The organism is Aquincola agrisoli (genome assembly GCF_036621135.1).
GTDB lineage: Bacteria > Pseudomonadota > Gammaproteobacteria > Burkholderiales > Burkholderiaceae_C > Aquincola > Aquincola agrisoli.
Window position 1 is genome coordinate 195,537 of the sequence record NZ_JAZIBG010000028.1, and the last position, 23,949, is coordinate 219,485.

Annotated in this window: 24 protein-coding genes; 8 read left to right on the forward strand and 16 right to left on the reverse strand. The window is 70.2% G+C overall.

What is annotated here, in order from left to right; all coding sequences use genetic code 11:
• The 4 genes from rfbC to rfbB are packed head-to-tail and all read right to left on the reverse strand — an operon-like array spanning position 1 to position 3,437.
• Positions 1-567, reverse strand: coding sequence for a dTDP-4-dehydrorhamnose 3,5-epimerase (gene rfbC / locus V4F39_RS12590; protein WP_332289799.1), 567 nt, complete (start codon positions 565-567; stop codon positions 1-3).
• Positions 567-1,454 carry a glucose-1-phosphate thymidylyltransferase RfbA gene (rfbA, locus tag V4F39_RS12595; RefSeq protein ID WP_332289800.1) on the reverse strand — a complete coding sequence of 296 codons (888 nt, stop codon included), beginning with the start codon at positions 1,452-1,454 and terminating at the stop codon, positions 567-569. Before rfbA ends, rfbC begins: the two co-directional genes overlap by 1 nt.
• A 28-nt stretch (positions 1,455-1,482) precedes the next feature.
• Positions 1,483-2,376 (reverse strand): dTDP-4-dehydrorhamnose reductase, encoded by an 894-nt coding sequence (rfbD, locus tag V4F39_RS12600; RefSeq protein ID WP_332289802.1) that lies wholly within the window; start codon positions 2,374-2,376, stop codon positions 1,483-1,485.
• A complete protein-coding gene (gene rfbB / locus V4F39_RS12605; RefSeq protein WP_332289804.1) occupies positions 2,373-3,437 on the reverse strand; it encodes a dTDP-glucose 4,6-dehydratase in 1,065 nt (354 codons plus the stop codon). The genes rfbD and rfbB overlap by 4 nt, the downstream gene beginning before the upstream one ends.
• A 132-nt stretch (positions 3,438-3,569) precedes the next feature.
• Here rfbB and lysS point away from each other — a divergent pair, with 132 nt between their 5' ends.
• The 3 genes from lysS (at position 3,570) to V4F39_RS12620 (ending at position 6,049) form a co-directional block, all read left to right on the forward strand.
• Positions 3,570-5,078, forward strand: coding sequence for a lysine--tRNA ligase (gene lysS / locus V4F39_RS12610; RefSeq protein ID WP_332289805.1), 1,509 nt, complete (start codon positions 3,570-3,572; stop codon positions 5,076-5,078).
• A 42-nt stretch (positions 5,079-5,120) separates the two neighbouring features.
• On the forward strand, positions 5,121-5,672 hold the full coding sequence (locus tag V4F39_RS12615; RefSeq protein WP_332289806.1) for a pyridoxamine 5'-phosphate oxidase family protein: 552 nt from the start codon (positions 5,121-5,123) through the stop codon (positions 5,670-5,672).
• 128 nt (positions 5,673-5,800) lie between these two features.
• Positions 5,801-6,049, forward strand: coding sequence for a hypothetical protein (locus tag V4F39_RS12620; protein WP_332289807.1), 249 nt, complete (start codon positions 5,801-5,803; stop codon positions 6,047-6,049).
• 13 nt (positions 6,050-6,062) lie between these two features.
• Here the strand turns inward: V4F39_RS12620 and V4F39_RS12625 are convergent, their stop codons facing one another.
• From V4F39_RS12625 to V4F39_RS12650, 6 genes are read right to left on the reverse strand one after another with little or no spacing between them, the layout of a single operon-like run.
• Entirely contained in the window at positions 6,063-6,851 is a 789-nt protein-coding gene (locus V4F39_RS12625) for an enoyl-CoA hydratase (RefSeq protein WP_332289808.1), read from the reverse strand.
• A 57-nt stretch (positions 6,852-6,908) separates the two neighbouring features.
• The gene (locus V4F39_RS12630) at positions 6,909-8,051 is read right to left on the reverse strand and encodes a DUF3108 domain-containing protein (protein WP_332289810.1); all 1,143 of its coding nucleotides are present in this window, start codon (positions 8,049-8,051) and stop codon (positions 6,909-6,911) included.
• Positions 8,036-9,760 carry a M61 family metallopeptidase gene (locus V4F39_RS12635; protein ID WP_332289811.1) on the reverse strand — a complete coding sequence of 575 codons (1,725 nt, stop codon included), beginning with the start codon at positions 9,758-9,760 and terminating at the stop codon, positions 8,036-8,038. The genes V4F39_RS12630 and V4F39_RS12635 overlap by 16 nt, the downstream gene beginning before the upstream one ends.
• A 32-nt stretch (positions 9,761-9,792) precedes the next feature.
• Positions 9,793-10,221: a DUF3429 domain-containing protein gene (locus V4F39_RS12640; protein WP_332289812.1), complete on the reverse strand. Its 429-nt coding sequence runs from the start codon at positions 10,219-10,221 to the stop codon at positions 9,793-9,795.
• 48 nt (positions 10,222-10,269) lie between these two features.
• On the reverse strand, positions 10,270-10,989 hold the full coding sequence (locus V4F39_RS12645; RefSeq protein WP_332289813.1) for a DsbC family protein: 720 nt from the start codon (positions 10,987-10,989) through the stop codon (positions 10,270-10,272).
• Positions 10,990-11,002: 13 nt separating this feature from the next.
• The gene (locus V4F39_RS12650; RefSeq protein ID WP_378234944.1) at positions 11,003-12,142 is read right to left on the reverse strand and encodes an FAD-dependent monooxygenase; all 1,140 of its coding nucleotides are present in this window, start codon (positions 12,140-12,142) and stop codon (positions 11,003-11,005) included.
• A gap of 105 nt (positions 12,143-12,247) precedes the next feature.
• On the opposite strand from V4F39_RS12650, the gene V4F39_RS12655 reads away from it, so the two are divergent.
• A complete protein-coding gene (locus V4F39_RS12655) occupies positions 12,248-13,102 on the forward strand; it encodes an MOSC domain-containing protein (protein ID WP_332289815.1) in 855 nt (284 codons plus the stop codon).
• A gap of 8 nt (positions 13,103-13,110) precedes the next feature.
• On the opposite strand, the gene V4F39_RS12660 is transcribed toward V4F39_RS12655, so the two are convergent.
• Complete coding sequence (locus tag V4F39_RS12660; protein WP_332289816.1) at positions 13,111-13,983, reverse strand: pirin family protein; 873 nt, start codon at positions 13,981-13,983, stop codon at positions 13,111-13,113.
• A gap of 80 nt (positions 13,984-14,063) precedes the next feature.
• On the opposite strand from V4F39_RS12660, the gene ychF reads away from it, so the two are divergent.
• The 3 genes from ychF (at position 14,064) to rpoH (ending at position 19,527) form a co-directional block, all read left to right on the forward strand.
• Entirely contained in the window at positions 14,064-15,158 is a 1,095-nt protein-coding gene (gene ychF / locus V4F39_RS12665) for a redox-regulated ATPase YchF (protein WP_332289817.1), read from the forward strand.
• Between the two features lie 13 nt (positions 15,159-15,171).
• Positions 15,172-18,441 carry a CHASE domain-containing protein gene (locus V4F39_RS12670; protein WP_332289818.1) on the forward strand — a complete coding sequence of 1,090 codons (3,270 nt, stop codon included), beginning with the start codon at positions 15,172-15,174 and terminating at the stop codon, positions 18,439-18,441.
• A 165-nt stretch (positions 18,442-18,606) separates the two neighbouring features.
• On the forward strand, positions 18,607-19,527 hold the full coding sequence (gene rpoH / locus V4F39_RS12675) for an RNA polymerase sigma factor RpoH (protein ID WP_378234945.1): 921 nt from the start codon (positions 18,607-18,609) through the stop codon (positions 19,525-19,527).
• Positions 19,528-19,576: 49 nt separating this feature from the next.
• Here the strand turns inward: rpoH and V4F39_RS12680 are convergent, their stop codons facing one another.
• The 5 genes from V4F39_RS12680 to V4F39_RS12700 are packed head-to-tail and all read right to left on the reverse strand — an operon-like array spanning position 19,577 to position 23,708.
• Positions 19,577-20,197 carry an SCO family protein gene (locus V4F39_RS12680; protein WP_332289820.1) on the reverse strand — a complete coding sequence of 207 codons (621 nt, stop codon included), beginning with the start codon at positions 20,195-20,197 and terminating at the stop codon, positions 19,577-19,579.
• On the reverse strand, positions 20,182-21,135 hold the full coding sequence (cyoE, locus tag V4F39_RS12685) for a heme o synthase (protein WP_332289821.1): 954 nt from the start codon (positions 21,133-21,135) through the stop codon (positions 20,182-20,184). The genes V4F39_RS12680 and cyoE overlap by 16 nt, the downstream gene beginning before the upstream one ends.
• A 25-nt stretch (positions 21,136-21,160) precedes the next feature.
• A complete protein-coding gene (locus V4F39_RS12690; RefSeq protein WP_332289823.1) occupies positions 21,161-22,306 on the reverse strand; it encodes a COX15/CtaA family protein in 1,146 nt (381 codons plus the stop codon).
• A 3-nt stretch (positions 22,307-22,309) separates the two neighbouring features.
• Positions 22,310-23,035, reverse strand: coding sequence for an SCO family protein (locus tag V4F39_RS12695; protein WP_332289824.1), 726 nt, complete (start codon positions 23,033-23,035; stop codon positions 22,310-22,312).
• Positions 22,980-23,708 carry an SURF1 family protein gene (locus V4F39_RS12700; protein WP_332289826.1) on the reverse strand — a complete coding sequence of 243 codons (729 nt, stop codon included), beginning with the start codon at positions 23,706-23,708 and terminating at the stop codon, positions 22,980-22,982. The genes V4F39_RS12695 and V4F39_RS12700 overlap by 56 nt, the downstream gene beginning before the upstream one ends.
• A gap of 18 nt (positions 23,709-23,726) precedes the next feature.
• Between V4F39_RS12700 and V4F39_RS12705 the strand changes: the two genes are divergently transcribed.
• Positions 23,727-23,945, forward strand: a complete 219-nt coding sequence (locus V4F39_RS12705; protein WP_332289827.1) for a twin transmembrane helix small protein — start codon at positions 23,727-23,729, stop codon at positions 23,943-23,945.
• The last annotated feature ends 4 nt before the right edge of the window (positions 23,946-23,949 follow it).

Genomic DNA, 23,949 nt, shown 5'->3' on the forward strand with positions numbered 1-23,949 from the left:
TCAGTCGATGACGGCGTCGCCGAGCAGCGGCGCGGCGGCGTCCTTGGGCGCGAGGCGGGGGCTCACGCCGGCCGGGATCGGCCAGTCGATGGCGATCGTCGGGTCGCTCCAGACGATGCAGCCTTCGCAGTCCTTCGCGTAGACGTCAGTGGTCTTGTAGAGGAAGTGCGTATCGTCTTCCAATGCGACGAAGCCGTGCGCGAAGCCCTCGGGAATCCAGAGCTGGCGGTGGTTGGCGGCGCTCAGCGTCTCGCCGACCCACTGGCCGAAGGTGGGCGAGCCGCGGCGGATGTCGATGGCGACGTCGAACGCCGAGCCCTTGACCACGCGCACCAGCTTGCCCTGCGCATGCGGCGCGCGCTGGTAGTGCAGGCCGCGCAGCACCCACGCGGCGGAGACGGAATGGTTGTCCTGCACGAAGGGCCGCGGCGCCGGCAGCCCGAGTTCGGCCAGCCTGGCGTGGAAGCGCGGCTCGTTGTAGCTCTCCATGAACCAGCCCCGGTCGTCGCCGAAGACGGCCGGCTCGATCACGACGACGCCGGGCAGTGCGGTGGGGATGAGCTTCATCAGAACACCTTGTCCTGCAGCACCTTCATCAGGTACTGGCCGTAGCCGTTCTTCAGCATCGGGGCGGCGAGCTTCTCGAGCGCCGCGGCATCGATCCAGCCGCTGCGATAAGCGATTTCTTCCAGGCACGCGACCTTCAGGCCCTGGCGCTTCTCCAGCGTCGCGATGAACTGGCCGGCTTCCAGCAGGCTGTCGTGCGTGCCGGTATCGAGCCAGGCATAACCGCGGCCCATGATCTCGACCTTGAGCTGGCCCTGCTGCAGGTAGACGGCGTTGAGGTCGGTGATCTCCAACTCGCCGCGCGGACTGGGCTTGATCGAGGCGGCGATGTCGCAGACCTGCTCGTCGTAGAAGTAGAGGCCCGTGACGGCGTAGTTGCTCTTGGGCTGCTTGGGCTTTTCCTCGATGCTGAGGGCGCGCTGCTCACCGTCGAAGGCGACGACACCGTAACGCTCCGGGTCGTGCACGTGATACGCGAACACGGTGGCGCCGGTCTCGCGTTCGGCCGCGCTCTTCAGCAGGCCCTGGAAGTCGTGGCCGTGGAAGATGTTGTCGCCCAGCACCAGCGCGCTCGGGCAGGTGCCCACATGCTGCTTGCCGAGGATGAACGCCTGCGCCAGGCCGTCGGGCGAGGGCTGCACGCAGTAGCTGAGGTTCAGGCCCCAGCGGCTGCCGTCGCCGAGCAGCGACTCGAAGCGCGGCGTGTCCTGCGGGGTGCTGATGATCAGCACGTCGCGGATGCCGGCCAGCATCAGCGAGGCGAGCGGGTAATAGACCATCGGCTTGTCGAACACCGGCAGCAGCTGCTTGCTGATGGCGAGCGTGGCCGGGTGCAGGCGTGTGCCCGAGCCGCCGGCGAGGATGATGCCCTTGCGAGATGTCGTCATGGTGAGTCGGCTGGAGTCGGTGATCGGGTCAGCGGAAGGCTTCGGTCAGCATGCGCTCGACGCCCTGCTGCCACGGCGGCATCACGAGGTCGAAGGCCGACTGCAGCCTGGCGGTGGACAGGCGGGAGTTGAGCGGGCGCCGGGCGGGGGTCGGGAACGCGGTGGTAGGCACCGGCTCGATGGCGCCGGGCGCCACCTTCAGCGGCAGGCCGTTGGCACGCGCCCAGTCGATCACGAAGCTGGCGTAGCCGTGCCAGCTCGTCTCGCCGGCAGCCACGCAGTGGTAGGTGCCGCCCAGCGCCGGGTTGGCGCGGCAGGCGCGGATCGCATGCGCGGTGACGTCGGCCAGCAGGTCGGCACCGGTCGGCGCGCCGACCTGGTCGTCGATGACGGTGAGCTTCTCGCGTTCGCCGGCCAGGCGCAGCATCGTGCGCGCGAAATTGCCGCCGCGCGCGCCGTAGACCCAGCTCGTGCGCAGGATGACGTGCGGGCAGCCGCTGGCGCGGATGGCCTGCTCGCCCTGCAGCTTGGTGCGGCCGTAGACGGAAAGCGGCGCCGTGGGCGCGTCTTCGTCGCGGGGCGCGCTGCCGCTGCCGTCGAACACGTAGTCGGTGCCGTAGTGCACCAGGAGCGCGCCGAGCGCCGCCGCCTCGCGGGCGAGGACGGCCGGGCCGGTGGCGTTGAGCGCCTCGGCCAGCGCCGGCTCGCTCTCGGCCTTGTCGACGGCGGTGTGGGCCGCGGCATTGACGATGACGTCGGGCTTCACCTGCCGCACGGTGTCGGCCAGCGCCTCCGGCCGGCCGAAGTCGGCGTGCAGCGTGGTGCTGCGGGAACCCAGCGCGACCAGCTCGCCGAGCGGCTGCAGCGAGCGCTGCAGTTCCCAGCCGACCTGGCCGCCCTTGCCGAAGAGCAGAATCTTCATGTCCGGCCGCCGTAGTTCGTGCCGATCCAGTCCTTGTAGGCGCCGCTCTGCACGTCGGCCACCCACGCGGCGTTGTCGAGGTACCACTGCACCGTCTTGCGGATGCCGGTGTCGAACGTTTCCGCGGGGCGCCAGCCGAGTTCGCGCTCGATCTTGCGGGCATCGATCGCGTAGCGGCGGTCGTGGCCGGGGCGGTCCGTCACGTAGGTGATCAACCGGCTGTAGGGGCCGGCCGGGTCAGGCTTCAGCTCGTCAAGCAGCGCGCACACCGTCTTGACGATGTCGATGTTGGCCTTCTCGTTCCAGCCGCCGATGTTGTAGGTTTCGCCGAGCCGGCCGCCGGCCAGCACCGCGCGGATGCCGCTGCAGTGGTCCTTGACGTAGAGCCAGTCGCGGATCTGCTGGCCATCGCCATACACGGGCAGCGGCTTGCCGGCCAGTGCGTTGACGATCATCAGCGGGATCAGCTTCTCGGGGAAGTGGTACGGGCCGTAGTTGTTGGAGCAGTTGGTCGTGACGACCGGCAGCCCGTAGGTGTGGTGCCAGGCGCGCACGAGGTGGTCGCTGGCCGCCTTGCTGGCCGAATACGGGCTGTTCGGCTCGTAGGGGTTGGTCTCGGCGAACGGCGGGTCGGTGGGCTTCAGCGAGCCGTACACCTCGTCGGTGCTGACGTGGTGGAAACGGAAGGCCGCCTTGGCGTCACCTTCGAGCTTGCTCCAGTAGGAGCGCGAGGCTTCGAGCAGCGCGAAGGTGCCGTCGATGTTGGTCCGCATGAACATGCCGGGGCCGTGGATGCTGCGGTCCACGTGGCTCTCGGCCGCGAAGTGCACCACCGCCCTCGGCTGGTGCCTGGCCAGCAGGCCCTCGACGAGGTCGCGGTCGCAGATGTCGCCCTGCACGAACACGTGTCTCGCGTCGCCGTCCAGCGACTTCAGGTTGCCGAGGTTCCCGGCGTAGGTCAGCGCATCGAGGTTGACGACCGGCTCGTCGGACTGCGCCAGCCAGTCGAGCACGAAATTGCTGCCGATGAAGCCGGCACCGCCTGTCACGAGGATGGTCATGGATTGCGTCGGTAAGGTTGGCCGATGCCACCGTTCGAAGCGCTGCCAAACGGGGCGGTAGAAACCCGGGAAGTATGCCTTGCCTAGGGTCAGCCCCTAGAATCTGGCCCCCCTCGCGCGCGCCGCAGCCGAATGAACGATCAAGCCACCTCCCAGCCGACCGCCTCCGACGACAACAAGCTGATCGCCGAACGCCGCGAGAAACTTGCTGCCCTGCGCCGCGAGGGCGTCGCCTTCCCCAACGACTTCAAGCCGGGGCACCACGCGGCCGAGCTGCAGCGCCGCCACGGCGAGGAATCGAACGAGACGCTGGAGCCGCAGGCCATCGCGGTGAGCGTGGCCGGCCGCCTGATGCTCAAGCGCGTGATGGGCAAGGCCAGCTTCGGCACGCTGCAGGACGCCACCGGCCGCATCCAACTCTTCATCGCGCGCGACAACGTCGGAGAAGCCGTCTACGCCGCGTTCAAGCACTGGGACCTGGGCGACATCCTCGGCGCCGAGGGCACGCTCTTCCGCACCAAGACCGGCGAGCTGTCGGTCAAGGTGACGACGCTGCGCCTGCTCACCAAGAGCCTGCGGCCGCTGCCGGACAAGTTCCACGGCATGACCGACCAGGAGCAGAAGTACCGCCAGCGCTACGTCGACCTGATCACCGACGACGACGCTCGCGCCCGCTTCGCCGCCCGCAGCAAGACGCTGTCGGCGATCCGGCACTTCATGGTGGAGCACCACTTCATGGAAGTGGAGACGCCGATGCTGCACCCCATCCCCGGCGGTGCCAACGCCAAGCCCTTCGTCACGCACCACAACGCGCTCGACCAGGAGATGTTCCTGCGCATCGCGCCCGAGCTCTACCTGAAGCGGCTGATCGTCGGCGGCTTCGAGCGGGTGTTCGAGATCAACCGCAGCTTCCGCAACGAAGGCATCAGCGTCCGGCACAACCCGGAATTCACGATGATGGAGTTCTATGCGGCGTACTGGAACCATCACGACCTGATGGACTTCACCGAGCAGGTGCTGCGCCATGCGGCGCGCATCGCCACCGGCTCGGCCAACGTCAGCTACGCCGGCAAGCCGGTGCACCTCGACCAGCCCTTCGCGCGGCTGACGGTGCGCCAGTCGCTGGTGGCGCACGCCGGCCTCAGCGACGCGGAAGCCGGCGACGCCCAGGTGCTGCGTGCGCGGCTCAAGGCTGCCGGCGAGGAAGCGCCCGCGCACTGGAAACTGCCGGAGCTGCAGTTCGGCCTCTTCGAGGCGGCGGTCGAGCACCAGCTCTGGCAGCCCACCTTCATCATCGACTACCCGGTCGAGGTGAGCCCGCTGGCCCGGGCGTCCGATGCCGATCCTTCGGTCACCGAGCGCTTCGAGCTGTTCATCACGGGCCGCGAGGTCGCCAACGGCTTCTCGGAGCTGAACGACCCCGAGGACCAGGCCGCCCGCTTCCAGGCCCAGGCCGCCAACAAGGAAGCCGGCGACGAGGAGGCGATGTACTACGACGCCGACTACATCCGCGCGCTCGAGTACGGCATGCCCCCCACCGGTGGCTGCGGCATCGGCATCGACCGGCTCGCGATGCTGCTGACCGATTCGCCCAGCATCCGCGACGTGATCCTGTTCCCGGCGCTGCGGCGCGAGGCCTGAGCGAAGCGCCGACGACGACCGGCCCGCAGTACGGACGGACGGATGTTCACTTCACGCATCGAATCCCTGCACATCCTCGAGGCCGCCTGCTGGCAGGAACTGGAGCGGGCGGCGTCCGACCGCCAGCACGCCTGGCGCCTGATGACGCTGGCCACCGTCAACGGCGACGAGGCCGACGCCCGCACCATCGTGCTGCGCGAGGCGCACCGCGCCTCGCAATCGCTCGTTTTCTACAGCGACGCCCGGGCCGGCAAGGTGCGCCAGATCGAACAGCAGCCCAAGGGCACGCTGGTGATGTGGTCCAGCGAACTCGGCTGGCAGTTGCGGCTGCGCGTGCGGATGCAGGTGGCGACCAGCGGCGCGGACGTGACCTCCCGCTGGGCACAGGTGCGGCTGACCTCCGCCGCAGCCGACTACCTGGCGGGCGCCGCGCCGGGCAGCGCGCTGTCGCCGCTTGTGCCGGAACGCGCCACGCGCGAGCATTTCGCCGTCGTCACGGCGCAGGTGCAGTCGCTCGACTGGATGGAACTCCATCCCGATGGCCACCGGCGGGCCCTCTTCGAGGCGTCCCAAGGGACCTGGGTCCAGCCCTGAGGCCGGGCAGGCCGCCAACTACCCCCGGAACAGGCTGCTTTTTGCGGCCTCGGCGAGGGGTGCGCCTGTCAACCGGATCCGGGCTCATCCGATATACGGAGACCTTGTTGTCGACATGCCCGAACACCATGCAAGCCTCCACCCACCCCGTCTTTGAACGACTGACCGCCGCCCAGTCCCCCATGGCGCGCCAGCACCTGCTGCACGAGCTCGAGAAGATGGTCGACAGCCGGCGCGGCGAACGTGCGCTGGTGCAGCGTGTGCACCAGGTCGTCGAGCGCGGAGTGCCCTACTACGCCCCGGCCGATGCGCACTACCAGGCCTGGGCGCGCCAGGTGGCCGAGCTCTGGCAGCGCGCCGAGGCCCTGCCGGCCTGAGCGCCGCGCCGCGTCACCGGTGCCTGAACACCGGCGCGCGCTTCGTCAGGAAGGCGTCCATGCCTTCCTTCTGGTCCTCGGTGGCGAACATCGCGTGGAACAGGCGCCGCTCGTACGCGACGCCGTCCGACAGCGTGCCTTCGAAGGCCCGGTTCACGCACTCCTTGGCCATCATCACGCTGGGCATGCCGTAGCTGCAGATCACCGCAGCGGCGGCCAAGGCCTCGTCGATCAGCCTGTCGGCCGGCACGACGCGCGACACCAGCCCCGACCGCTCCGCCTCCGCCGCGTCCATCATGCGGGCGGTGAGGATCATGTCCATCGCCTTGCTCTTGCCCACCGCCCGCGGCAGCCGCTGGGTCCCTCCTGCGCCGGGCATGATGCCGATCTTGATTTCCGGCTGGCCGAACTTGGCGGAATCGGCCGCAATGATGAAATCGCACATCATCGCCAGCTCACAGCCGCCGCCCAGCGCGAAGCCGGCCACGGCCGCGATGACGGGCTTGCGCACCGAGCGGATGGTCTCCCAGTTGCGGGTGATGAAGTTGCCGCCGTAGGTGTCCTGGAAACCGTACTTCGCCATCGCGGCGATGTCGGCGCCGGCGGCGAAGGCCTTTTCGCTGCCGGTGACGACGATGCAGCCCACGCCGGGGTCGGCGTCGAAGGCCAGCAGGGCATGGCCCAGGTCGTCCATCAAGCCATCGTTGAGCGCATTGAGCTGCTTGGGCCGGTGCAGCGTGATGAGCGCCGTCTTCAGCGGCCCGTCGCCGCGCAGTTCGGTGAGGATGTTGTCGTAGGCCATCGCGGTTCCTGAGAATGCACGTGCGGCCACTATAGGGGGATGCCGGCGCCGCCGCGGTCACTCACCCTGCAGCGGCGGCGACTGCACCATCAGGTCGACATAGGTATCGCCTTCGTGCCGGATCAGCACACGCACCGGCAGGTACTGGAACGACGGGGCGAACCACAGTTCGGCGGTCAATTCCCCCGGCCGGCTGGACTCCCGCTGCGGCTTGACGTGGAACGCCTGCACCTCGCCGATGCGCGTGTAGAGCGTCTCCTCGGCCACCACGTCGTAGCGCCATCGGTCGACGCGGCGCGGCAGGGCGAGCGGGAAGTCCAGCGTCCGGCCCACCCGGAGCAGCTCCGGCTGCGTGGTGAAGAGCCAGGTCAGTTGCACGAACTGGCTGGCGGTGTCCTGCACGCCGGGCCACGGTTCGGAGCTGCCCCTGTCCAGCACGATCCGCTCGGGATCGAAGCGCACCGCGCGGCGCCGCGGCTGGCCGAACAACGAGGTCGTCTCTTCCTCGTAGCGCCGGGGCTCGAGGCCCTGGGCGGTGATCTCGCCCTCGCTCGTCATGCGGCGCGACACGAGCGGCGCGAAACCCGGCCCGACCACGATGTCCACATGCACCTGGTAGCGCGTGCCGACGCGGATCCACTGCACCCGCGCATGGCCGTGCACCTCGCCCCGGTAGTTGCCCGTGAGCACGTAGTCGAGCCGTGTCGACGGCGGCCATTCGAAGCCCGCCTGCGCCTGCGAGGCCGCCGGCACGGGCGCCGAGGCGGCCGCCAGGGCCGACGACGCGGCGGGCTCCGCCGCCGCGGGCTCGGAGGCGGCCGTGCCGGCGGCCTCGGCCACGGTCTCGGTCTCGGTGGTGGCTTCGACGGGCGGCTCCTGCGGAACCTCCGAAGCCGCCGCGGCCGCGGCGGCGGGCGCGCTGGCCGCGGAGGCCGGCGGCACCGGAGGACGCGGCGTGGCCGGGCGCCGCGGGGCGGCGGGCGCTGCGGCGGTCCGCGCGGGCGGCGGCGGCGGGGCGGCCGGGGCGAGCTCGCGCACAAAAGCCACGTCCATCCGCTGCATCGCAGGCGGCGCGCCGCGGTGCATGGCGCCAACCACCTCGGCCACGCGCGAGCTCAGCCACAGGTGCACCCCCACCACCGCCAGCACGACCGCCAGCGCCGCCGCGCGGCGCCGCCGGGAGGTCAGTGGCCCAGCCATGCGCGGCGCAGCGCCGCAGCGGACTTGCCGGGCTTGTCGGCCGGTGCGAGCGACAACGCGCCGGCCGAGCCAGCCTCGGGCGCCACGCGCACGGTGCGCAGGCGCTGGTCGCGCACCAGCAGCAGTTCGAAAGGCTCGCCCGCGCGCACCCACTGCTGGGCGTCGTCCAGCCGGCGCACACGCCAGCCGTCGACGGCCAGCAGTTCGTCACCGGCGGACAGGCCCGCGCGCTCGGCGACGCTGCCGCGCATCACCTGCCGCACCTGCACGCCGGTCACCGGGCCTTCCGACAGCCGCAGGCCCAGGCCAGCCGCCCAGGCGGCCGGCTCTGGCTTCACGGTGACGGCCGCCTGCTCCAGCAAGGGCTGCAGCGGCAAGTCGTCCGTGCCATGGACCCAGGCGGCCAGTTCGGCCGCGTAGGAGCGGCCGCCGACCTGCTGCAGCGCGCCGGCGATCGCCGCTTCGTCGATAGGCCCGCCGCCGCTGGACGACCAAAGCGCCCGCATCACGTCGTCCAGCGTGCCCCGGCCCTCGGTGCGCAGCGTCAGGTCGATCGCCAGCGCGACCAGCGCGCCCTTGGTGTAGTAGCTGACGGTGGCGTTCGGCGTGTTCTCGTCGGCACGGTAGTACTTGACCCAGGCGTCGAAGCTGGACTGCGCGACGCTCTGCACCCGCCGCCCCGGCGCGGCGAGCACGCCGTTGAGGGTCTTGCCGACCAGCTTGAGGTAGCGCCCCGCGTCGACCAGGCCGGTGCGCACGAGGAACAGGTCGTCGTAGTACGAGGTGAAGCCCTCGAAGAACCACAGCAGCTCGGTGTAGTTCTCGCGGGTGTAGTCGATCCGGGCCAACGGCGCAGGCTTCAAGCGCTTCACGTTCCAGGTGTGGAAGAACTCGTGGCTGATCAGCCCCAGCAAGGTCACGTAGCCGTCGGGGGTGGCGGCCGCGCCGACGCGCGGGAGATCGCGGCGCGCGGCGATCAGCGCGGTGCTGGCCCGGTGCTCCAGGCCGCCGTAGCCGTCGTCGACGGCGTTGAGCATGAAGACGTAGCGCTCGTACGGCGGCTTGCCGCGCGCACCGTGCCAGAACGCGATCTGCGCCTCGCAGAGGCGCCGCGTGTCGGCCAGCAGCCGTTCACCGTCGAAGCCGGGCCAGGCGCCGGCCACGACGAACTCGTGCGTCGCGCCGGCCGCCTTGAACTCGCCGCGCCAGAAGGTGCCCAGTTCGAACGGGTGGTCGACCAGTTCGTCGTAGTCGGCCGCCACGTGGCCGCGCCGGCCGTCGCTGCGCATGCTGGTGGCCACCTGCCAGCCGCGCGGCAGGCTGCCCAGTTCGATGCGGTGCGGCTCGGCTTCGCGCCCCTCCACACGCAGGCACAGGCTGGTGTTGTTGAAGAAGCCGCGGGAGGCGTCGAGGAAGGCGGTACGCACCGAGGTGTCGAACGCGTACACGAGGTAGGTGACGGTCAGCGCGCCGCGGCCCGCCGGCCGGGCCAGCCAGGTCGTCTTGTCGAGCTGCTCCAGCGGCACGGCGGTGTGCCCCTGGCGCGCCTCGAGGTGCGACAGGTGCCGCCCGAACTCCCGCACCATGTAGCTGCCGGGGATCCACACCGGCAGCGACAGTTTGAGCGGCGACGAGGGCTGCGGCACCGTCAGCGTGACGCGGTACAGGTGGGCGTGGACGTCGGCGATGTCGATGCGGTAACGGATCATCGTTGGGGTCGGGCAGTCTGGCGGCAGGGGGTTCAGGCGCCCGCGGCGCCCACGAAGCAGCTGAGCGACGCGACGGCGCTCAGCCGGAAGCGCAGGGTCAGCCAGGCGGCGAGGCCGTGGCGCGGGTACATCCGGCGGTCGACGAGGTAGCAGGCGGCCAGCATCGCACCATGCACGACCAGGCCCGCGTAGGGCGGCATCAGCACGGCGATCCAGGCGACGAGCGGCGGCACCACGCCCCAGCCGAACGAGGCCGGCGCGCCGTCGCGGAAACAGACGCCCCAGTGGATGCCGCCGAGGAAGGAGACGATCACCGCGGCATAGCCCGACAGCGCCATCGTCGCGTAGGGATGGGCGTCGGGCAGGACGATCCAGACGAGCAGCGCGCCGGCCACGAAGGGGACCAGGCCGGCATACCCCAGGCGCAGTGCCTGGGGCGACGGAATCGGAACGGTGGACATCCGGGACATGCGCGCGCATTGTGACCGCGCGCGAAGGGCCTCGGGCCCTCAGGACTTCGGCGCGGTGGCCTCGGCCAGCTGGCGTTCGATCTCGGCGGCGGGAATCGCGCCCGGCAGGCGGCGCCCGTCCTGGAACACCAGCGCCGGCGTGCCGTTGAGCTTGTGCTTCTGGCCGAAGGCCACGTTGCGCGTGATCGCGGCGGCGTCGCACTGGCCCATCTGCTTGGGGACGCTGGTGCCGTCGATCATCCAGGCACGCCAGGTCTTCTGCGCATCCTTGCTGCACCAGATGGCCTTGGCCTTGGCGTCGGAATCCGCGCCGAGGATGGGGTACAGGAAGGTGTAGATCGTCACGTCCTTGACGGTGGCGAGGTCGCGCTCGAAGCGCTTGCAGTAGCCGCAGTTCGGGTCGGCGAACACCGCGAGCTTGCGCGCACCGGTGCCCTGCTTCTGCACCATCGCGTCCTTCAGCGGCAGCGAGGCGAAGTCGATCGCGGTGAGCTTCTGGATGCGCTGGTCGGTGAGGTTCGTCTTGCTGCGGGTGTCGAAGATCGAGCCCTGGATGACGTGGTTGCCCGATTCGTCGGCGTACAGCACCTCGGTGCCCATGCGCACCTCGTAGAGGCCGGGGATCGTGGTCTTGGTGACTTCGTCGATCTTCGGCATCTGCGGCAGGCGCTCCGCGAGGTTCTTGCGGATCACGTCTTCCTGCGCAGCCAGCGGAAGGGCCGCGGCGATCAGCGCGGCGGCAAGGAGCGAGCGGTTCATCATGGGGTGTCCTTCAAAGGCCGAGCGCGCGCCCGGCAAGCCAGCGCTTGGCGCCCGGCAGGTGATCGACCAGACTCAGGCCGCGGTTGCGAAGTTCCCGCAGCCAGGGCGTCGGCGGGGCGAAGAGGTGCAGCAGGCCGTCGGTGACCGTGGCCATCGCGGTGGTGGGCCCCAGGCGCCTGCGCGCATAGCGGGCCAGCAGGCGCTCGTCGCCCAGGCCGCGCCACGGTTCGCGCGAAGACAGCGTTTCGACCAGCGCCTGCACGTCGGCGAGGCCCAGGTTCAGCCCCTGGCCGGCCAGCGGGTGCACGACATGCGCGCTGTCGCCGAGCAGCACCCAGCCGGGTCCGCTGAAGCGGCTGGCGCGGCCGAGGCCGAGCGGCCAGGCGGCGCGGTCGCTGCCCAGCACCAGCCGGCCGGCGGCGCCGCCGGTGGCCTCGTTGAGCGCCTGCTCGAAGGCCGCGGCGTCGAACGCCATCATCTCGGCGGCGCGCGCCTCGGGCAGCGACCACACGAGGCCGTAGGACGCGCCGGCCTGCGGCCGCTCGAACGGCAGCAGCGCGAGGATGTCCGGCGAGCGGAACCACTGCCGTGCCGTGCCGTGGTGCGGCCGATCGGCGACCAGCCGGGCGGCGATCGCGCGCTGGCCGTACCAGTGCAGGTCGAAATCGATGCCCAGGCGCTGCCGCGTGGCCGAATGCTTGCCCTCGCAGAGCGCGGTCAGCGGTGCATCCACCGGCTGGTCCAGGCCGACGCGCCGGACATGGGGCGCGAAGCGCAGCGCGGCGTCGAGCGCCTCCTCCAGCGCCGCGGCGTCGACGATCCAGGCCAGCGCCTCGACCGACTGCTCCCAGGCCGAGAACGACAGCGCGCCCGGCGCCGCATCGCCCTCGACCTTCATGTCGTGCACCGGCGTCACCGCGTCGGCTGGCAGGGCGTCCCACACCCGGAGCGAGCGCAGCAGCGACACGGAGGCCGCGTTCAGCGCATAGGCGCGCACATCGGGCCCGTGGCCGTGCGCCGGCCCCTGCTGCAGTACCACCCGCAACCCCTGACGCGACAGCGCCAGCGCCAGGCTGCCGCCCACGGCACCGGCGCCGCGGACGCAGACATCGACCTGGCGATCGGGGTTCGAGGCATTCATGCAGGACATTGTAGGTAGCGCCCCGCGGGCTGCCTCGCCCACGCGGGCTCGCCCGCCGGAGGGAGCAGGCGGCAGGTGCAGAATGCGCGCTCCTCCCACCACCCCTCCCCCACCGTGAGCGACTATTCCGTATCGCTGCATTCGCTGCACATCCACCCGATCAAGTCGTGCGCCGGGCTGTCGGTGCAGGAGGGGTTGCTCATCGAGACCGGCCTTCAACTCGACCGGGCCTGGATGGTGGTGGACGAGCACGGCGAATTCCTCACCCAGCGCGAGCTGCCGCGCATGCAGCTCGTGCGCCCGACGCTGCGCACCGACGACATGGTGCTGCGGGCCCCCGGCATGCTGGCCCTGCACCTGTCGCTGGACGGCGTCGAGGCGCCTTGCCGCGCCAGGGTGTGGGGCGACGAGGTGCGCGCCTACGACATGGGTGCCGTGGCGGCGCAGTGGTTCAGCGACTACCTGGGCCGCCCGGCGCGGCTGGTGCGCTTCGACCCCGACGAGCGCCGCCTCTGCGACACGCGCTGGACGGGCGACATGCAGGCGCAGACGGCGTTTGCCGACGGCTTTCCGCTGCTGGTCGCGTCCACTGCGTCGCTGGCCGAGCTGAACCGCCGCCTGGCGGCGGCCGGCGCGCCGGCGGCGACGATGGAGCGCTTCCGGCCCAACCTCGTGCTCGACGGGCTCGGCGAACCGCACGGCGAGGACTTCATCGACGAGCTGGTGCTCGAATCGCCCCAGGGCCCGGTGACGCTGAAGATGGTGAAGCCGTGCTCACGCTGCAGCATCCCCGACGTCGACCCCGCGACGGCCCAGACCGGCCACGCCATCGGCGACACGCTGGCCGGCTACCGTGCCGACCCGCGGCTGGGCGGCGCCCTCACCTTCGGCATGAACGCGGTGATCGTCTCCGGCATCGACCATGTGCTGCGCGTGGGCGCGCGGGGCGAGGCGACCATCGCGTTCTGAGCCAGCGCTCAGGCCGGACGCTTGTCCGGCAGCGGGATGAATTCCGTTTCGCCCGGCACCTGGGCGAAGCGCTGCGCCGCCCAGTCGTCGGCCGCCTGGACGATGCGCTCCTTGCGGCTGGAGACGAAGTTCCACCACATGAAGCGATGGCCCAGCGGTGCACCCCCGACCACGGCGATCCGTGCGCCCACCGGCGCCTGCAGCCGCGCGCCGGCGCCCGCGGGCAGCACCGCCATGGTCTGCGCAGGCACCGGCTCGCCGTCGAGCACGAAGGCCTGGTCGACGGCATAGAGCGCCTGTTCGGGCGCGAGCGCCGGCAGCGCCAGTGCCGCGCCGGGGGCGAACGCCAGGTCGACGTACAGCGTTTCGGAGCGCTGCGGAACCGGCGATGCCACGCCGAACGCACGCCCCATCAGCACGCGGGCGGTGACGCCGCCCCCCAGGTCGACCTGCGGGATCGCCTCGGCCGCGGTATGGGAGAAGCAGGCATCGATCTCCTCGTCGGCTTCGGGCAGCGCCAGCCACAGCTGCAGGCCGTGGCGCACGTCGACGCGGCCCCGCAGGTCGTCGGGCATGCGCTCCGAATGCACCACGCCGCTGCCTGCCACCATCAGGTTGACGGCGCCCGGCTCGATGCGCTGCACCGCGCCGATCGAGTCGCGGTGCATCATCGCGCCCTGGAACAGGTAGGTCACCGTGGCCAGGCCGATGTGCGGGTGGGGCCGCACGTCGTGCACGTCGCTGGCGTCCACCGGGCCGAAGTGGTCGAAGAAGACGAAGGGCCCGACGGCCGGCTTGGGCAGCGAGGGCAGCGAGCGGCGCACGTGGAATCCGCCGCCGAGGTCCTTGGTGTGTGCCGAGAGCAGGGTGATGCCGTTCATCGCGATCCTTGAAGCCGCAGGAGGTCCGGGCAGTATCCGGCAACACTTAAACTCCCGCCTCGTTTGTCTGGAACCTCCCTATGAGCCTCAAGTGCGGCATCGTCGGCCTGCCCAACGTCGGCAAGTCCACCCTGTTCAACGCCCTCACCAAGGCGGGCATCGCCGCGGAGAACTACCCCTTCTGCACGATCGAGCCCAACGTGGGCATCGTGGAGCTGCCCGACCCGCGCCTGCAGGCGCTGTCGGACATCGTGAAGCCCGAGCGCGTGGTGCCGGCGATCGTCGAGTTCGTCGACATCGCGGGCCTGGTGGCCGGCGCCAGCAAGGGTGAAGGCCTGGGCAACCAGTTCCTGTCGCACATCCGTGAGACGGACGCCATCGTCAACGTGGTGCGCTGCTTCGAGGACGAGAACGTCATCCACGTGGCGGGCAAGGTCGACCCGATCGCCGACATCGAGGTCATCCAGACCGAACTGTGCCTGGCCGACCTCGGCACGGTGGAGAAGACGCTGCAGCGCTCGATCAAGGCCGCCAAGTCGGGCAACGACAAGGAAGCCGCCAAGCTGGTGGCCGTGCTGCAAAAGTGCCAGGCCGCGCTCGACCAGGCCCAGCCCGTGCGCAGCATCGACTTCAGCAAGGAAGAACTCGCCATCCTGAAGCCCCTGTGCCTGATCACCGCCAAGCCGGCGATGTTCGTCGGCAACGTGTCGGAGAGCGGCTTCGAGAACAACCCGCTGCTCGACCGCCTGAAGGCCTACGCCGACGCGCAGAAGGCGCCGGTGGTGGCCATCTGCGCCAAGACCGAGGCGGAGCTGGCCGACATGGCCGACGAGGACCGCGCCCTCTTCCTCGCCGAGATGGGCCAGGACGAGCCCGGCCTGAACCGCCTGATCCGCGCCGCCTTCAAGCTGCTTGGCCTGCAGACCTACTTCACCGCCGGCGTGAAGGAAGTTCGCGCCTGGACGATCCACATCGGCGACACCGCGCCCCAGGCCGCCGGCGTGATCCACACCGACTTCGAGCGCGGCTTCATCCGCGCCCAGACCATCGCCTTCGACGACTTCGTCGCCTTCAAGGGCGAGCAGGGTGCCAAGGATGCGGGGAAGATGCGCGCGGAGGGCAAGGAATACGTGGTCAAGGACGGCGACGTGATGAATTTCCTGTTCAACGTCTAGCCGACGCCGGGCCATGTCCGCGGCGCAGTCCCAGGCCGACGACGGCATCCCTTCGCCGATCCCTCCCTTGCGCCCCGCCGACACCGGCCACGCACCCTTCGAATCGGAGCCTCCCACGGCCGCGACACGCTGGCGGCACGGCGCCACCACGCTGGCCGCCTACGTGGCGGCGGGCATGCTGGGCATGCTGGTGGCGATTCCGCCCAGCCTCGCCTCGCCGCTCTATCCGGCCGCGGGCATCGCCCTGGTCGCCGTCCTGGCCTGGGGCGTCCCGGCGGCCATCGCGGTGGCCATCGGTTCGACGGCCATCAACTACCTCTTCGGCCCCTACCGGGCCCATGCCGAGCCGGCGGCCATGCTCGTGCCCGCCCTGTCAGGGATCGGAGCGATGCTGCAGGCGATGGTGGGCGCATGGCTGGTGCGCCGCTGCGTCAGCCAGCCCGTGGTGCTGACCGAGCCCCGCGACCTGCTGCGCTTCTACCTCCTGGGGGCGGTGGTCGGCTGCCAGATCAGCGCGACGGTGGCCGTGGCGTCGATGAGCGCGGCGGGCTACCTGCCAGCGGGCGCGCGGCTGGTCACGTGGTGGACCTGGATGGCCGGCGACACGCTCGGCACGATGATCGGCGCGCCGATCGCGCTGACCTTGATCGGCCGCCCCCGCACCGACTGGGCCCCGCGGCGCCTGACCGTCGGCTTGCCGCTGCTGGTCGTGACCTTGCTGATGGCCCTGGGCATCCGGCAGATGGCGCAGTTCGACGAAGACCGCGAGCGGGCCGCGTTCGAGCGGGAGGCGGCCAGCGCTTCCAGCGCGATGATCGCGCGGCTGCGCGAGCCGCTGCGGGCGCTCGAAGCGGTCAACGGCATCTTCGTCGCGTCGGAAGCGGTGTCGGCGGCGGAATTCCAGCGGGCCACCTCCGCCTGGCTGGCGCCGTCGCTCGGCCTGCAGGCGATCGGCTGGAGCGAGCGGCTGTCGCGCCACGAGATCGCATCCTTCGAAGCCCGGGTGCGCGCCGAGGGCCAGCCTGACTTCCGTATCTTCGACCGGTCCGACGGCGGCGTCGCCGACGCTGCCAGCCAGCCGGACGTGGTGGCGATCCGCTACATCGAGCCGCTGGAGCGCAACCGGCGCGCCGTCGGCGCCAACGCGCTGTCGGTCGCCCCGGCGCGCGACGCCATCCATGAAGCGATGCGCAGCGGCCAGCCGGCCGCCAGCCCCGGCTTCCTGCTGACCCAGGGCGGCGTCGGCCTCGTCGTGTACCAGGCGATCTACGACGGGGCACCCGCCACCGACGCCCAGCGTGCGCAGGCCGCGCGGGGCGTGGCGTTCGTGACGCTCCGGCTGGAGGACCACGTGCGCGCCGTGGCGGCAACGCTGGCCGCGCCGATGGCGCTGTGCATCGTGGACACATCCCCGCAGGCACCGATGGTGCGGCTGGCGGGCGACGAGGGCTGCGAGCACGGCCGGCAGCGCAAGCGCATGCATGTGCACGTGCATCCGGTCGAATTCGCCGGCCGGCAATGGGAGATCCGGGTGCGCCCGCAGGACGGCAGCGCCGCTGGCAGCAGCGGGCTGGGCAATGCCTGGCCGTTCTCCGTCGTGGGCCTGCTGGCCACCGCGATGGTGGGCGCGCTGCTGCTGACGGTGACCGGCCGGGCGCGCCGCATCGAGATGGCGGTGACGGAGCGCACGGCCGACCTGCTGCGCGAGGTGGGCGAGCGCAAGCGCACCGAAGCGGCGCTGCGGGAGAGCGAGCAGCGCTTCCGCAACATGCTCGATCACGTCCCGATCGGCGTCATCTACACCGACCTGGAGGGCAGCATCCGCGAGTCCAACCCCCGGCTGCGCGAGATGACGGGCTACAGCGCCGAGGAACTGCAGTCCATGGACGCGATGCTGCTGACGCACCAGGACGACCGCGCGTTCGACGTCGAGCTGAACCAGCGGCTGGTGCGGGGCGAGATGCCGATGGTGCGGCGGCAGAAGCGCTACGTGACGCGCGACGGCCGCACGGTGTGGGTGTCGGTGGTGATCACCGTGCTGCGCGATGCCGCCGGCCTGCCGCACCGACTGGTGGGGGTGGTCGAGGACATCACCGAGCACCTGCGGCTGCAGGAGGCGGAACGCGCACGCGAGAGCGCCGAGGCGGCCAACCGCGCGAAGAGCGACTTCCTCTCCCGGATGAGCCACGAGCTGCGCACGCCGCTGAACGCGATGCTCGGCTTTGCGCAACTGCTCGAGCTGGACCGCCAGCAGCCGCTCGCCGCGCACCAGACCGAATGGACCGCGCAGATCCAGCATGCGGGCTGGCACTTGCTGCACATGATCAACGACACGCTCGACCTGTCGCGCATCGAGTCCGGCACGCTGAAGCTGCAGACCGAAACGCTCGACGTGCCGGAGCTGCTGCGTGCGACCCGTTCGCTGCTCGAGCACACCGCGCAGCGCAAGGGCATCGTGGTCCACGAACAGCTCGATCCGCAGGCGCGTGTGGTCACCGGCGACCTGACGCGTGTCAAGCAGATCATGACCAACCTGCTGTCGAACGCGATCAAGTACAACGAGCACGGCGGCCGCGTCACCCTCACGACGCGGCTGCACGATGCGCAAACGGTCCAGGTCGAGGTCAGCGACACCGGCCTCGGCATGAACGAGCAGCAGCTCGCGGAATTGTTCCAGCCGTTCAACCGGCTGGGCCGGGAGGCCTCGGGCGAGGAAGGCACCGGCATCGGCCTGGTGATCAGCCAGCGGCTCGCCGAGCTGATGGGCGGCACGCTGCGGGCCCGCAGCGTCGAGGGTGTGGGCTCCACCTTCGTGCTGCAGCTGCCGAGGGCGCGCGACGGCGGCCTGCCGCGCTCGCTCGCGGAAGGCGATCTGCCCACGCAGGCGTTCTACCGGCGGCGCATCGTCCACTACGTCGAGGACAACGAGACCAATGCGGAGGTGATGCGCGGCATCCTCGCGCAGCGGCCGCAGATCCAGCTCGAGATCTCCAGCACCGGCCTGGACGGCCTCGCCGCCATCCGCATCGAGCGTCCGAGCCTGGTGCTGCTCGACATGCACCTGCCCGACATCGACGGGCTGGAGCTGCTGCACCACCTGAAGGCCGACCCCGACACGGCGGACATCCCGGTGGTCGTGGTGTCGGCCGACGCGACGACGGCCCGCATCCAGGAAGCGCTGGTCGCCGGCGCCGCGCAGTACCTGACCAAGCCCGTGAACGTCGCGGAAATCCTGGCGGTGCTGGACGAGCAATTGGAGGCCCTGGAAACCCGCTTCGGTTGAGCGGGTTTGGCTTGAATGTGAGTAGTTGCTATCAGCATCGGCGTCTACTTGGCTGATTTCATCCGAGGCTATTGTTGCGATAGATGGTCCCGTCAGCACTCTTCGATGTCGAGTGCTAATATGCCTGGAACCTTCTGGGGATCCTCCCCTCGAAACACCATGAACATGACCAATGCCTCCGCGATCGCCGTGCGTGACCCCTGGGCGCTGGTGCCGCCTATCGGCAACCTCGACGCCTACATCTCGGCGGTGAACCGCATCCCCCTGCTGACGCAGGAGGAAGAAAGCCGCTTCGCGCGCAACCTGCGCGACAACGGCGACCTCGAGAGCGCCGGACGCCTGGTGATGTCGCACCTGCGCCTGGTGGTGTCGCTGTCGCGGCAGTACCTGGGCTATGGCCTGCCGCAGAGCGACCTGATCCAGGAAGGCAATGTGGGGCTGATGAAGGCCGTCAAGCGCTTCGATCCCGATCAGGGCGTACGGCTGGTTAGCTACGCCATGCACTGGATCAAGGCCGAGATCCACGAGTACATCCTGAAGAACTGGCGCATGGTGAAGGTGGCGACAACCAAGGCCCAGCGCAAGCTGTTCTTCAACCTGCGCTCCATGAAGCAGGGCCTGAAGGGTGATGCCGCCGAAGGCCAGACCCACCGCAGCACGCTCACCAGCGCCGAGGTGGCGTCGGTGGCAGAAGCGCTGAACGTCAAGCCCGAAGAAGTGCTGGAAATGGAAACCCGGCTGTCGGGTGGCGATGTGGCACTCGAGCCGCAGAACGACGACGGCGAGGAGAGCTACGCGCCGATCGCCTACCTGGCCGATGACAGCCAGGAGCCGACGCGGGTGCTCGAGAGCCGGCGCCGCGATGCGCTGTCCGGCGACGGCATCGTGCGTGCGCTCGATGCGCTCGATGCCCGCAGCCGCCGCATCGTTGAGGAACGCTGGCTGAAGGTGAACGACGACACCACCGGCGGCATGACGTTGCACGAGCTGGCGGCCGAATACGGCGTGAGTGCCGAGCGGATCCGGCAGATCGAAGTCGCAGCCATGAAGAAGATGCGCAAGGCGCTGGAACCGATCGCCGGCTGAGCCTGCTCGTTCCTCGTTGCCTGACGGCCCCTGCGGGGGCCGTTTTTCATCATGCGCCGGCGATCAGCGCCTTGATGTCGGAAGCCAGCGACTGCGCACCGCTGCCGTAGCGGGTGAACAACCTCACCTTGCCCTGCGGATCGAAGAGGTACGAACCCGCCGTGTGGTCGACGGTGTAGCTGCCTTCGGTCTTGCCCGGGACCTTGCTGTAGAAGACCTTGAATTCCCGGGCGACGGCCTTCGTCTCTTCCGGCGTGCCGCGCAGCGCGACGAAGCTGGGATCGAAGTTCGTGACGTAGGCCTTCAGCAGCTCGGGCGTGTCACGTTCCGGATCCACGCTGACGAACACACCCTGCACCTTGTCACCGTCAGCCCCCAGCGAGCGCTTCACCTCGGCCAGCTCGGCCATCGTGGTCGGGCACACGTCCGGGCACTGGGTGAAACCGAAGAACACGACCACGACCTTGCCCTTGAATTCGTCGAGCGTGCGCAGCTTGCCGTCCGGGTCGGGCAGCGCGAGCTTCTGCGCGTACTCCGCGCCGGTGATGTCGACGCCGCTGAACGCGGTTTTCGGCGTCGGCGACAGCTTGTCGCAGCCCGCCAGCGCCAGCAAGGCGGAGACGCCGGCGGCGAGGCACGCACGTCGTGAAAGGGTCAGATGGAGAGCCATGGGCCAAGGTAGTGGTCCAGCAGCAGCGCAGCAAACAGCAGCGCCAGGTGCAGGATGGAAAAACGGAAGGTACGGCGCGCCAGCGCATCGCTGTAAGAGCGCCAGAGTCGGAAGCCATAGGCGATGAAAGCCACGCCCAGCGCCGAGGCCGCCGCCAGGTAGATCAGGCCGCTCATGCCGTAGAGGTAGGGCAGCAGCGTGGCGGGGAACAGTACCAGCGTGTACAGCAGCACCTGCAGGCGCGTGAATTCGGCGCCGTGGGTCACCGGCAGCATCGGCAGCCCCGCCCGTGCGTAGTCTTCGACGCGGTACAGCGCCAGCGCCCAGAAGTGCGGCGGCGTCCACAGGAAGATGATCAGCACGAGCAGCCACGCCTCGGCGCCGACTTCGCCGCGCATCGCCGCCCATCCGAGCAACGGGGGCATCGCGCCCGAAGCGCCGCCGATCACGATGTTCTGCGGCGTCATCGGCTTGAGCACGACCGTGTAGATCACGGCGTAGCCGACGAAGGTCGCCAGCGTCAGCCACATCGTCAGCGGATTCACCAGCAGGTACAGCATCGCGCACCCGGCGGCGCAGAGCGTGGCCGAGAACAGCAGCGTCTGGACGTTTGTCAGTTCGCCCTTGGCGGTGGGCCGCCAGGCGGTGCGGGCCATCTTCGCGTCGATCTGCTGCTCGACGACGCAGTTGAACGCCGCCGCGGCCGCGGCGACGAGCCAGATGCCGACGGCCGCGGGCAGCACGACCACCAGCGGGGGCATGCCCGGCACCGCCAGCAGCATGCCGATCACGGCGCAGAAGACGATGAGCTGCACCACGCGCGGCTTGGTCAGCGCATAGAACTGCCGCACGCGGGAGGCCGGCTGCGCCGGAGAGGCGAGCGGACCGGTCGGGCGGCCGGGAGCGGAGCTCGGAGCAGCAGGCGAGGAGGCGGTCATGAGGGACACGATTGTAGGAAGGCGCTCAGGCCGGCGCGCGGATGGCGCGCGCATCGGCGGAAGGATCGGCCAGCGGCAGGGCCTGCAGCGAACGGGCCATCAGGCGGGCCAGCAGCAACACCAGCGCCGCAGCGCCTGCCGTATGGCACACAGCGGCGACGATGGGCCAGCCCAGCACGATGTTGGACAGGCCGGTGGTGAATTGCCAGGCCATGATCGCCAACAGGCCGAGCGCCATCCGGCGCGCCGACCTGTCGGCATGGGCATGCAGGCGCCAGGCGAGCAGCCCGAGCGCCAGCAGGACCACCACCGCCATCAGCCGGTGCGCCATGTGGATCGCCGTCAAGGCGGCGAACGGCAGGTAGGCCCCTGACGCCGTCTGCCCCAGCTCCCGGCGCAGCGTGAAGGCATGTTCGAAATCCATCTCCGGCCACCAGCTGCCTTGGCAGGTGGGGAAATCGCGGCAGGCCAGCACCGCGTAGTTCGTGCTGACCCAGCCGCCGAGCGCGATCTGCAGCACGCTGAGCAGCGCCACGGCGACCACGCCGGCCTGCAGGGCACGCGACAGCCGGAGGGGGCGGGGATCGAAGGCCTCCGCCTGTACCGCCAGTAGAGCGAGCAGACCGAGCCCGAACAGCAGGTGCAGCGTCACGATGGCCGGGTACAGCTTCATCGTCACGGTCAGCGCCCCGAAGGCGCCCTGCAGGCACACGGCGACCAGCGTCGTGGTGGCCCACCAGGGCGACGGTGCATGCCCGGCGCGCCGGCGGCGATCCCGCCAGCTGCCGGCAGCGATGACGATGATCAGGACGCCGACCCCCATCGCCACGTAGCGGTGGACCATCTCCATCCAGGCCTTGCCGTGCGTCACCGGGCCTGTCGGCATGGCGGTCTGCGCCGCGTGGATCTCCTCGCGCGCGCCCAGCGGGCTGGCGCTGCCGTAGCAGCCGGGCCAGTCCGGGCAGCCCAGGCCCGAGTCGGTGAGCCGCGTCGTGGCACCGATGACGATGAGGTCGAAGGTGAAGAAGAGCGTCAGCAGCGTCAGCGCCCGCAGCCGCTGGGCGGGCGACGCGCCACGGTGGCGGGCCCGAATCCACGCCAGCGGCGCGGCAGCCAGCACCAGGCCCAGCACGGCCAGGTGCAGCATGGGTGACCAATCGACCAGCGTCATGGCTCAGCGCCCCGGTTGATCCCAGCTCGACGAGCCCCGCAGCAGCCGCTCGAGATCCTTCTTGAGCTTGGCCGGGTCCGGATCGGCCGGCGCACGCATCATCCAGTTGCCCATCGGATCGACGATGTACAGGTGCGCTTCCAGCGGCTGGCCCGCCTCCGGTGCGAGCCACTGCGCCAGCGCATCGCGCGGCGCGCGCAGCACGGTGGCCGGGGGCGTCGCGGCCAGCGCCTCCCGAAGCTCGGGCCGCAGCGCCGCAACGTCGTCGACGATGAACAGCTTGTCGATGCGCTCTCGCTCGCGGCCCATCATCTCGCGCAGCTGACGCTGCAGGAACAAGCGTTTCTCGCAGGCCTCGCTGCACGCCGCGTCACCCACCACCACCAGCAGCCACTGCCCCTTCAACGACGTGGCAGGCACCGGCTGGCCCTCGAGGTTCGCCAACGGCAGCGCGGCGGGCAGCTCCCGAACCGGCTGGATCAGTGTGCTGTAGTTCGTGCGACCCTGCGGGCGGATCACGAAGTACGTGAAGTACGAGGCGATCACCGGCGACGCGCACACCAGCAGCACCATCAGCATCTTGAGCCGGCCCAGGGCCGTGCGGCGCTGCTGCGAGGCGTCCGATGCCGCCGCACGGGGGTCCGGCATCGAGTGCACGGTGAAGCTGACCGGGTCAGCCGGCACGCCGACGACGCTGCTGCCAGGGGCGGAAGAGTTGGAACCAGACATAAAGACCTGCGACGAGCGCGCTCAGCGCGAACCATTGGAAGGCATACCCCTGATGGCGGGCCACCGTGGCCGCCGGCTGCGGCCAATCGCGTTCGAGACCATCGGGGGGGCCATCGGTCTGCCAGACCGACAGGGGGCGCAGCGTCAAACCCGTTTCACGCGCGTACGCATCGAGATCCAGATTTTGCCGGATGCGTTCCGCGCCGGGCTGCTCGAATTCGTACAACCGGGCCGGCGGCGGGGCGATGCGGCCGGCGACGGCCACCTCGCCGGCGGGCGTCGGGGTTGGGACCACCTTCGTGCGATCGGCCTGGTCGCGCGGCTGCCAGCCCCGCTGCACCACCACGGCCGAGCCGTCCGGCAGCACCAGGGGCGTCATCACGAAAAACCCCGGACGGCCATGCAGTTGCCGGTTGTCGAGGTAAACCGTCGACGCAGCGGCCCAGCGGCCCGTGAGCTGCACCCGCCGGTGGTACTGGCTGTCGGCTTCCGCCGGCGTGCGCGCGAGCGCCTCGGCCGGCAACGGGGGCTGGGCCCCCCTGTCGTCGATGGCGGACTGCAGCGCGGTCTTCTCCGCCGCCCGGTCGACCTGCCAGAAGCCCAACCGCGCGGTCAGCACCACGGCCAGCAAGGCGGCGATGGCGGCCACGAGCCGGCGGCGGTGAACGCGCATCAGAGACAATCCTGCCCCATGAAAATCATCATTGCGCTGGTGCTGCTCGGCATCCTGGCGGCCTTGGCCAGTGCGGGGCTGTTCATGCTGCGCAGGCCCCGCCCCGGCCAGCCACGACGCGACAACCGGATGGCACGCGCCCTGGCCGTGCGCGTCGGGTTGTCGGTCGCCCTGTTCCTGTTCATCCTGTTTTCCTATTGGATGGGCTGGATCGAGCCGACCGGCATCCCACGATGAAAAA

Excerpts from the sequence above, each read along its gene's own strand:
- rfbC (WP_332289799.1), bottom strand. The coding sequence starts at position 567 with ATGAAGCTCATCCCCACCGCACTGCCCGGCGTCGTCGTGATCGAGCCG.
- rfbA (WP_332289800.1), bottom strand. The coding sequence starts at position 1,454 with ATGACGACATCTCGCAAGGGCATCATCCTCGCCGGCGGCTCGGGCACA.
- rfbD (WP_332289802.1), bottom strand. The coding sequence starts at position 2,376 with ATGAAGATTCTGCTCTTCGGCAAGGGCGGCCAGGTCGGCTGGGAACTG.
- rfbB (WP_332289804.1), bottom strand. The coding sequence starts at position 3,437 with ATGACCATCCTCGTGACAGGCGGTGCCGGCTTCATCGGCAGCAATTTC.
- lysS (WP_332289805.1), top strand. The coding sequence starts at position 3,570 with ATGAACGATCAAGCCACCTCCCAGCCGACCGCCTCCGACGACAACAAG.
- V4F39_RS12615 (WP_332289806.1), top strand. The coding sequence starts at position 5,121 with ATGTTCACTTCACGCATCGAATCCCTGCACATCCTCGAGGCCGCCTGC.
- V4F39_RS12620 (WP_332289807.1), top strand. The coding sequence starts at position 5,801 with ATGCAAGCCTCCACCCACCCCGTCTTTGAACGACTGACCGCCGCCCAG.
- V4F39_RS12625 (WP_332289808.1), bottom strand. The coding sequence starts at position 6,851 with ATGGCCTACGACAACATCCTCACCGAACTGCGCGGCGACGGGCCGCTG.
- V4F39_RS12630 (WP_332289810.1), bottom strand. The coding sequence starts at position 8,051 with ATGGCTGGGCCACTGACCTCCCGGCGGCGCCGCGCGGCGGCGCTGGCG.
- V4F39_RS12635 (WP_332289811.1), bottom strand. The coding sequence starts at position 9,760 with ATGATCCGTTACCGCATCGACATCGCCGACGTCCACGCCCACCTGTAC.
- V4F39_RS12640 (WP_332289812.1), bottom strand. The coding sequence starts at position 10,221 with ATGTCCACCGTTCCGATTCCGTCGCCCCAGGCACTGCGCCTGGGGTAT.
- V4F39_RS12645 (WP_332289813.1), bottom strand. The coding sequence starts at position 10,989 with ATGAACCGCTCGCTCCTTGCCGCCGCGCTGATCGCCGCGGCCCTTCCG.
- V4F39_RS12650 (WP_378234944.1), bottom strand. The coding sequence starts at position 12,142 with ATGTCCTGCATGAATGCCTCGAACCCCGATCGCCAGGTCGATGTCTGC.
- V4F39_RS12660 (WP_332289816.1), bottom strand. The coding sequence starts at position 13,983 with ATGAACGGCATCACCCTGCTCTCGGCACACACCAAGGACCTCGGCGGC.
- ychF (WP_332289817.1), top strand. The coding sequence starts at position 14,064 with ATGAGCCTCAAGTGCGGCATCGTCGGCCTGCCCAACGTCGGCAAGTCC.
- V4F39_RS12670 (WP_332289818.1), top strand. The coding sequence starts at position 15,172 with ATGTCCGCGGCGCAGTCCCAGGCCGACGACGGCATCCCTTCGCCGATC.
- rpoH (WP_378234945.1), top strand. The coding sequence starts at position 18,607 with ATGACCAATGCCTCCGCGATCGCCGTGCGTGACCCCTGGGCGCTGGTG.
- V4F39_RS12680 (WP_332289820.1), bottom strand. The coding sequence starts at position 20,197 with ATGGCTCTCCATCTGACCCTTTCACGACGTGCGTGCCTCGCCGCCGGC.
- cyoE (WP_332289821.1), bottom strand. The coding sequence starts at position 21,135 with ATGACCGCCTCCTCGCCTGCTGCTCCGAGCTCCGCTCCCGGCCGCCCG.
- V4F39_RS12690 (WP_332289823.1), bottom strand. The coding sequence starts at position 22,306 with ATGACGCTGGTCGATTGGTCACCCATGCTGCACCTGGCCGTGCTGGGC.
- V4F39_RS12695 (WP_332289824.1), bottom strand. The coding sequence starts at position 23,035 with ATGTCTGGTTCCAACTCTTCCGCCCCTGGCAGCAGCGTCGTCGGCGTG.
- V4F39_RS12700 (WP_332289826.1), bottom strand. The coding sequence starts at position 23,708 with ATGCGCGTTCACCGCCGCCGGCTCGTGGCCGCCATCGCCGCCTTGCTG.
- V4F39_RS12705 (WP_332289827.1), top strand. The coding sequence starts at position 23,727 with ATGAAAATCATCATTGCGCTGGTGCTGCTCGGCATCCTGGCGGCCTTG.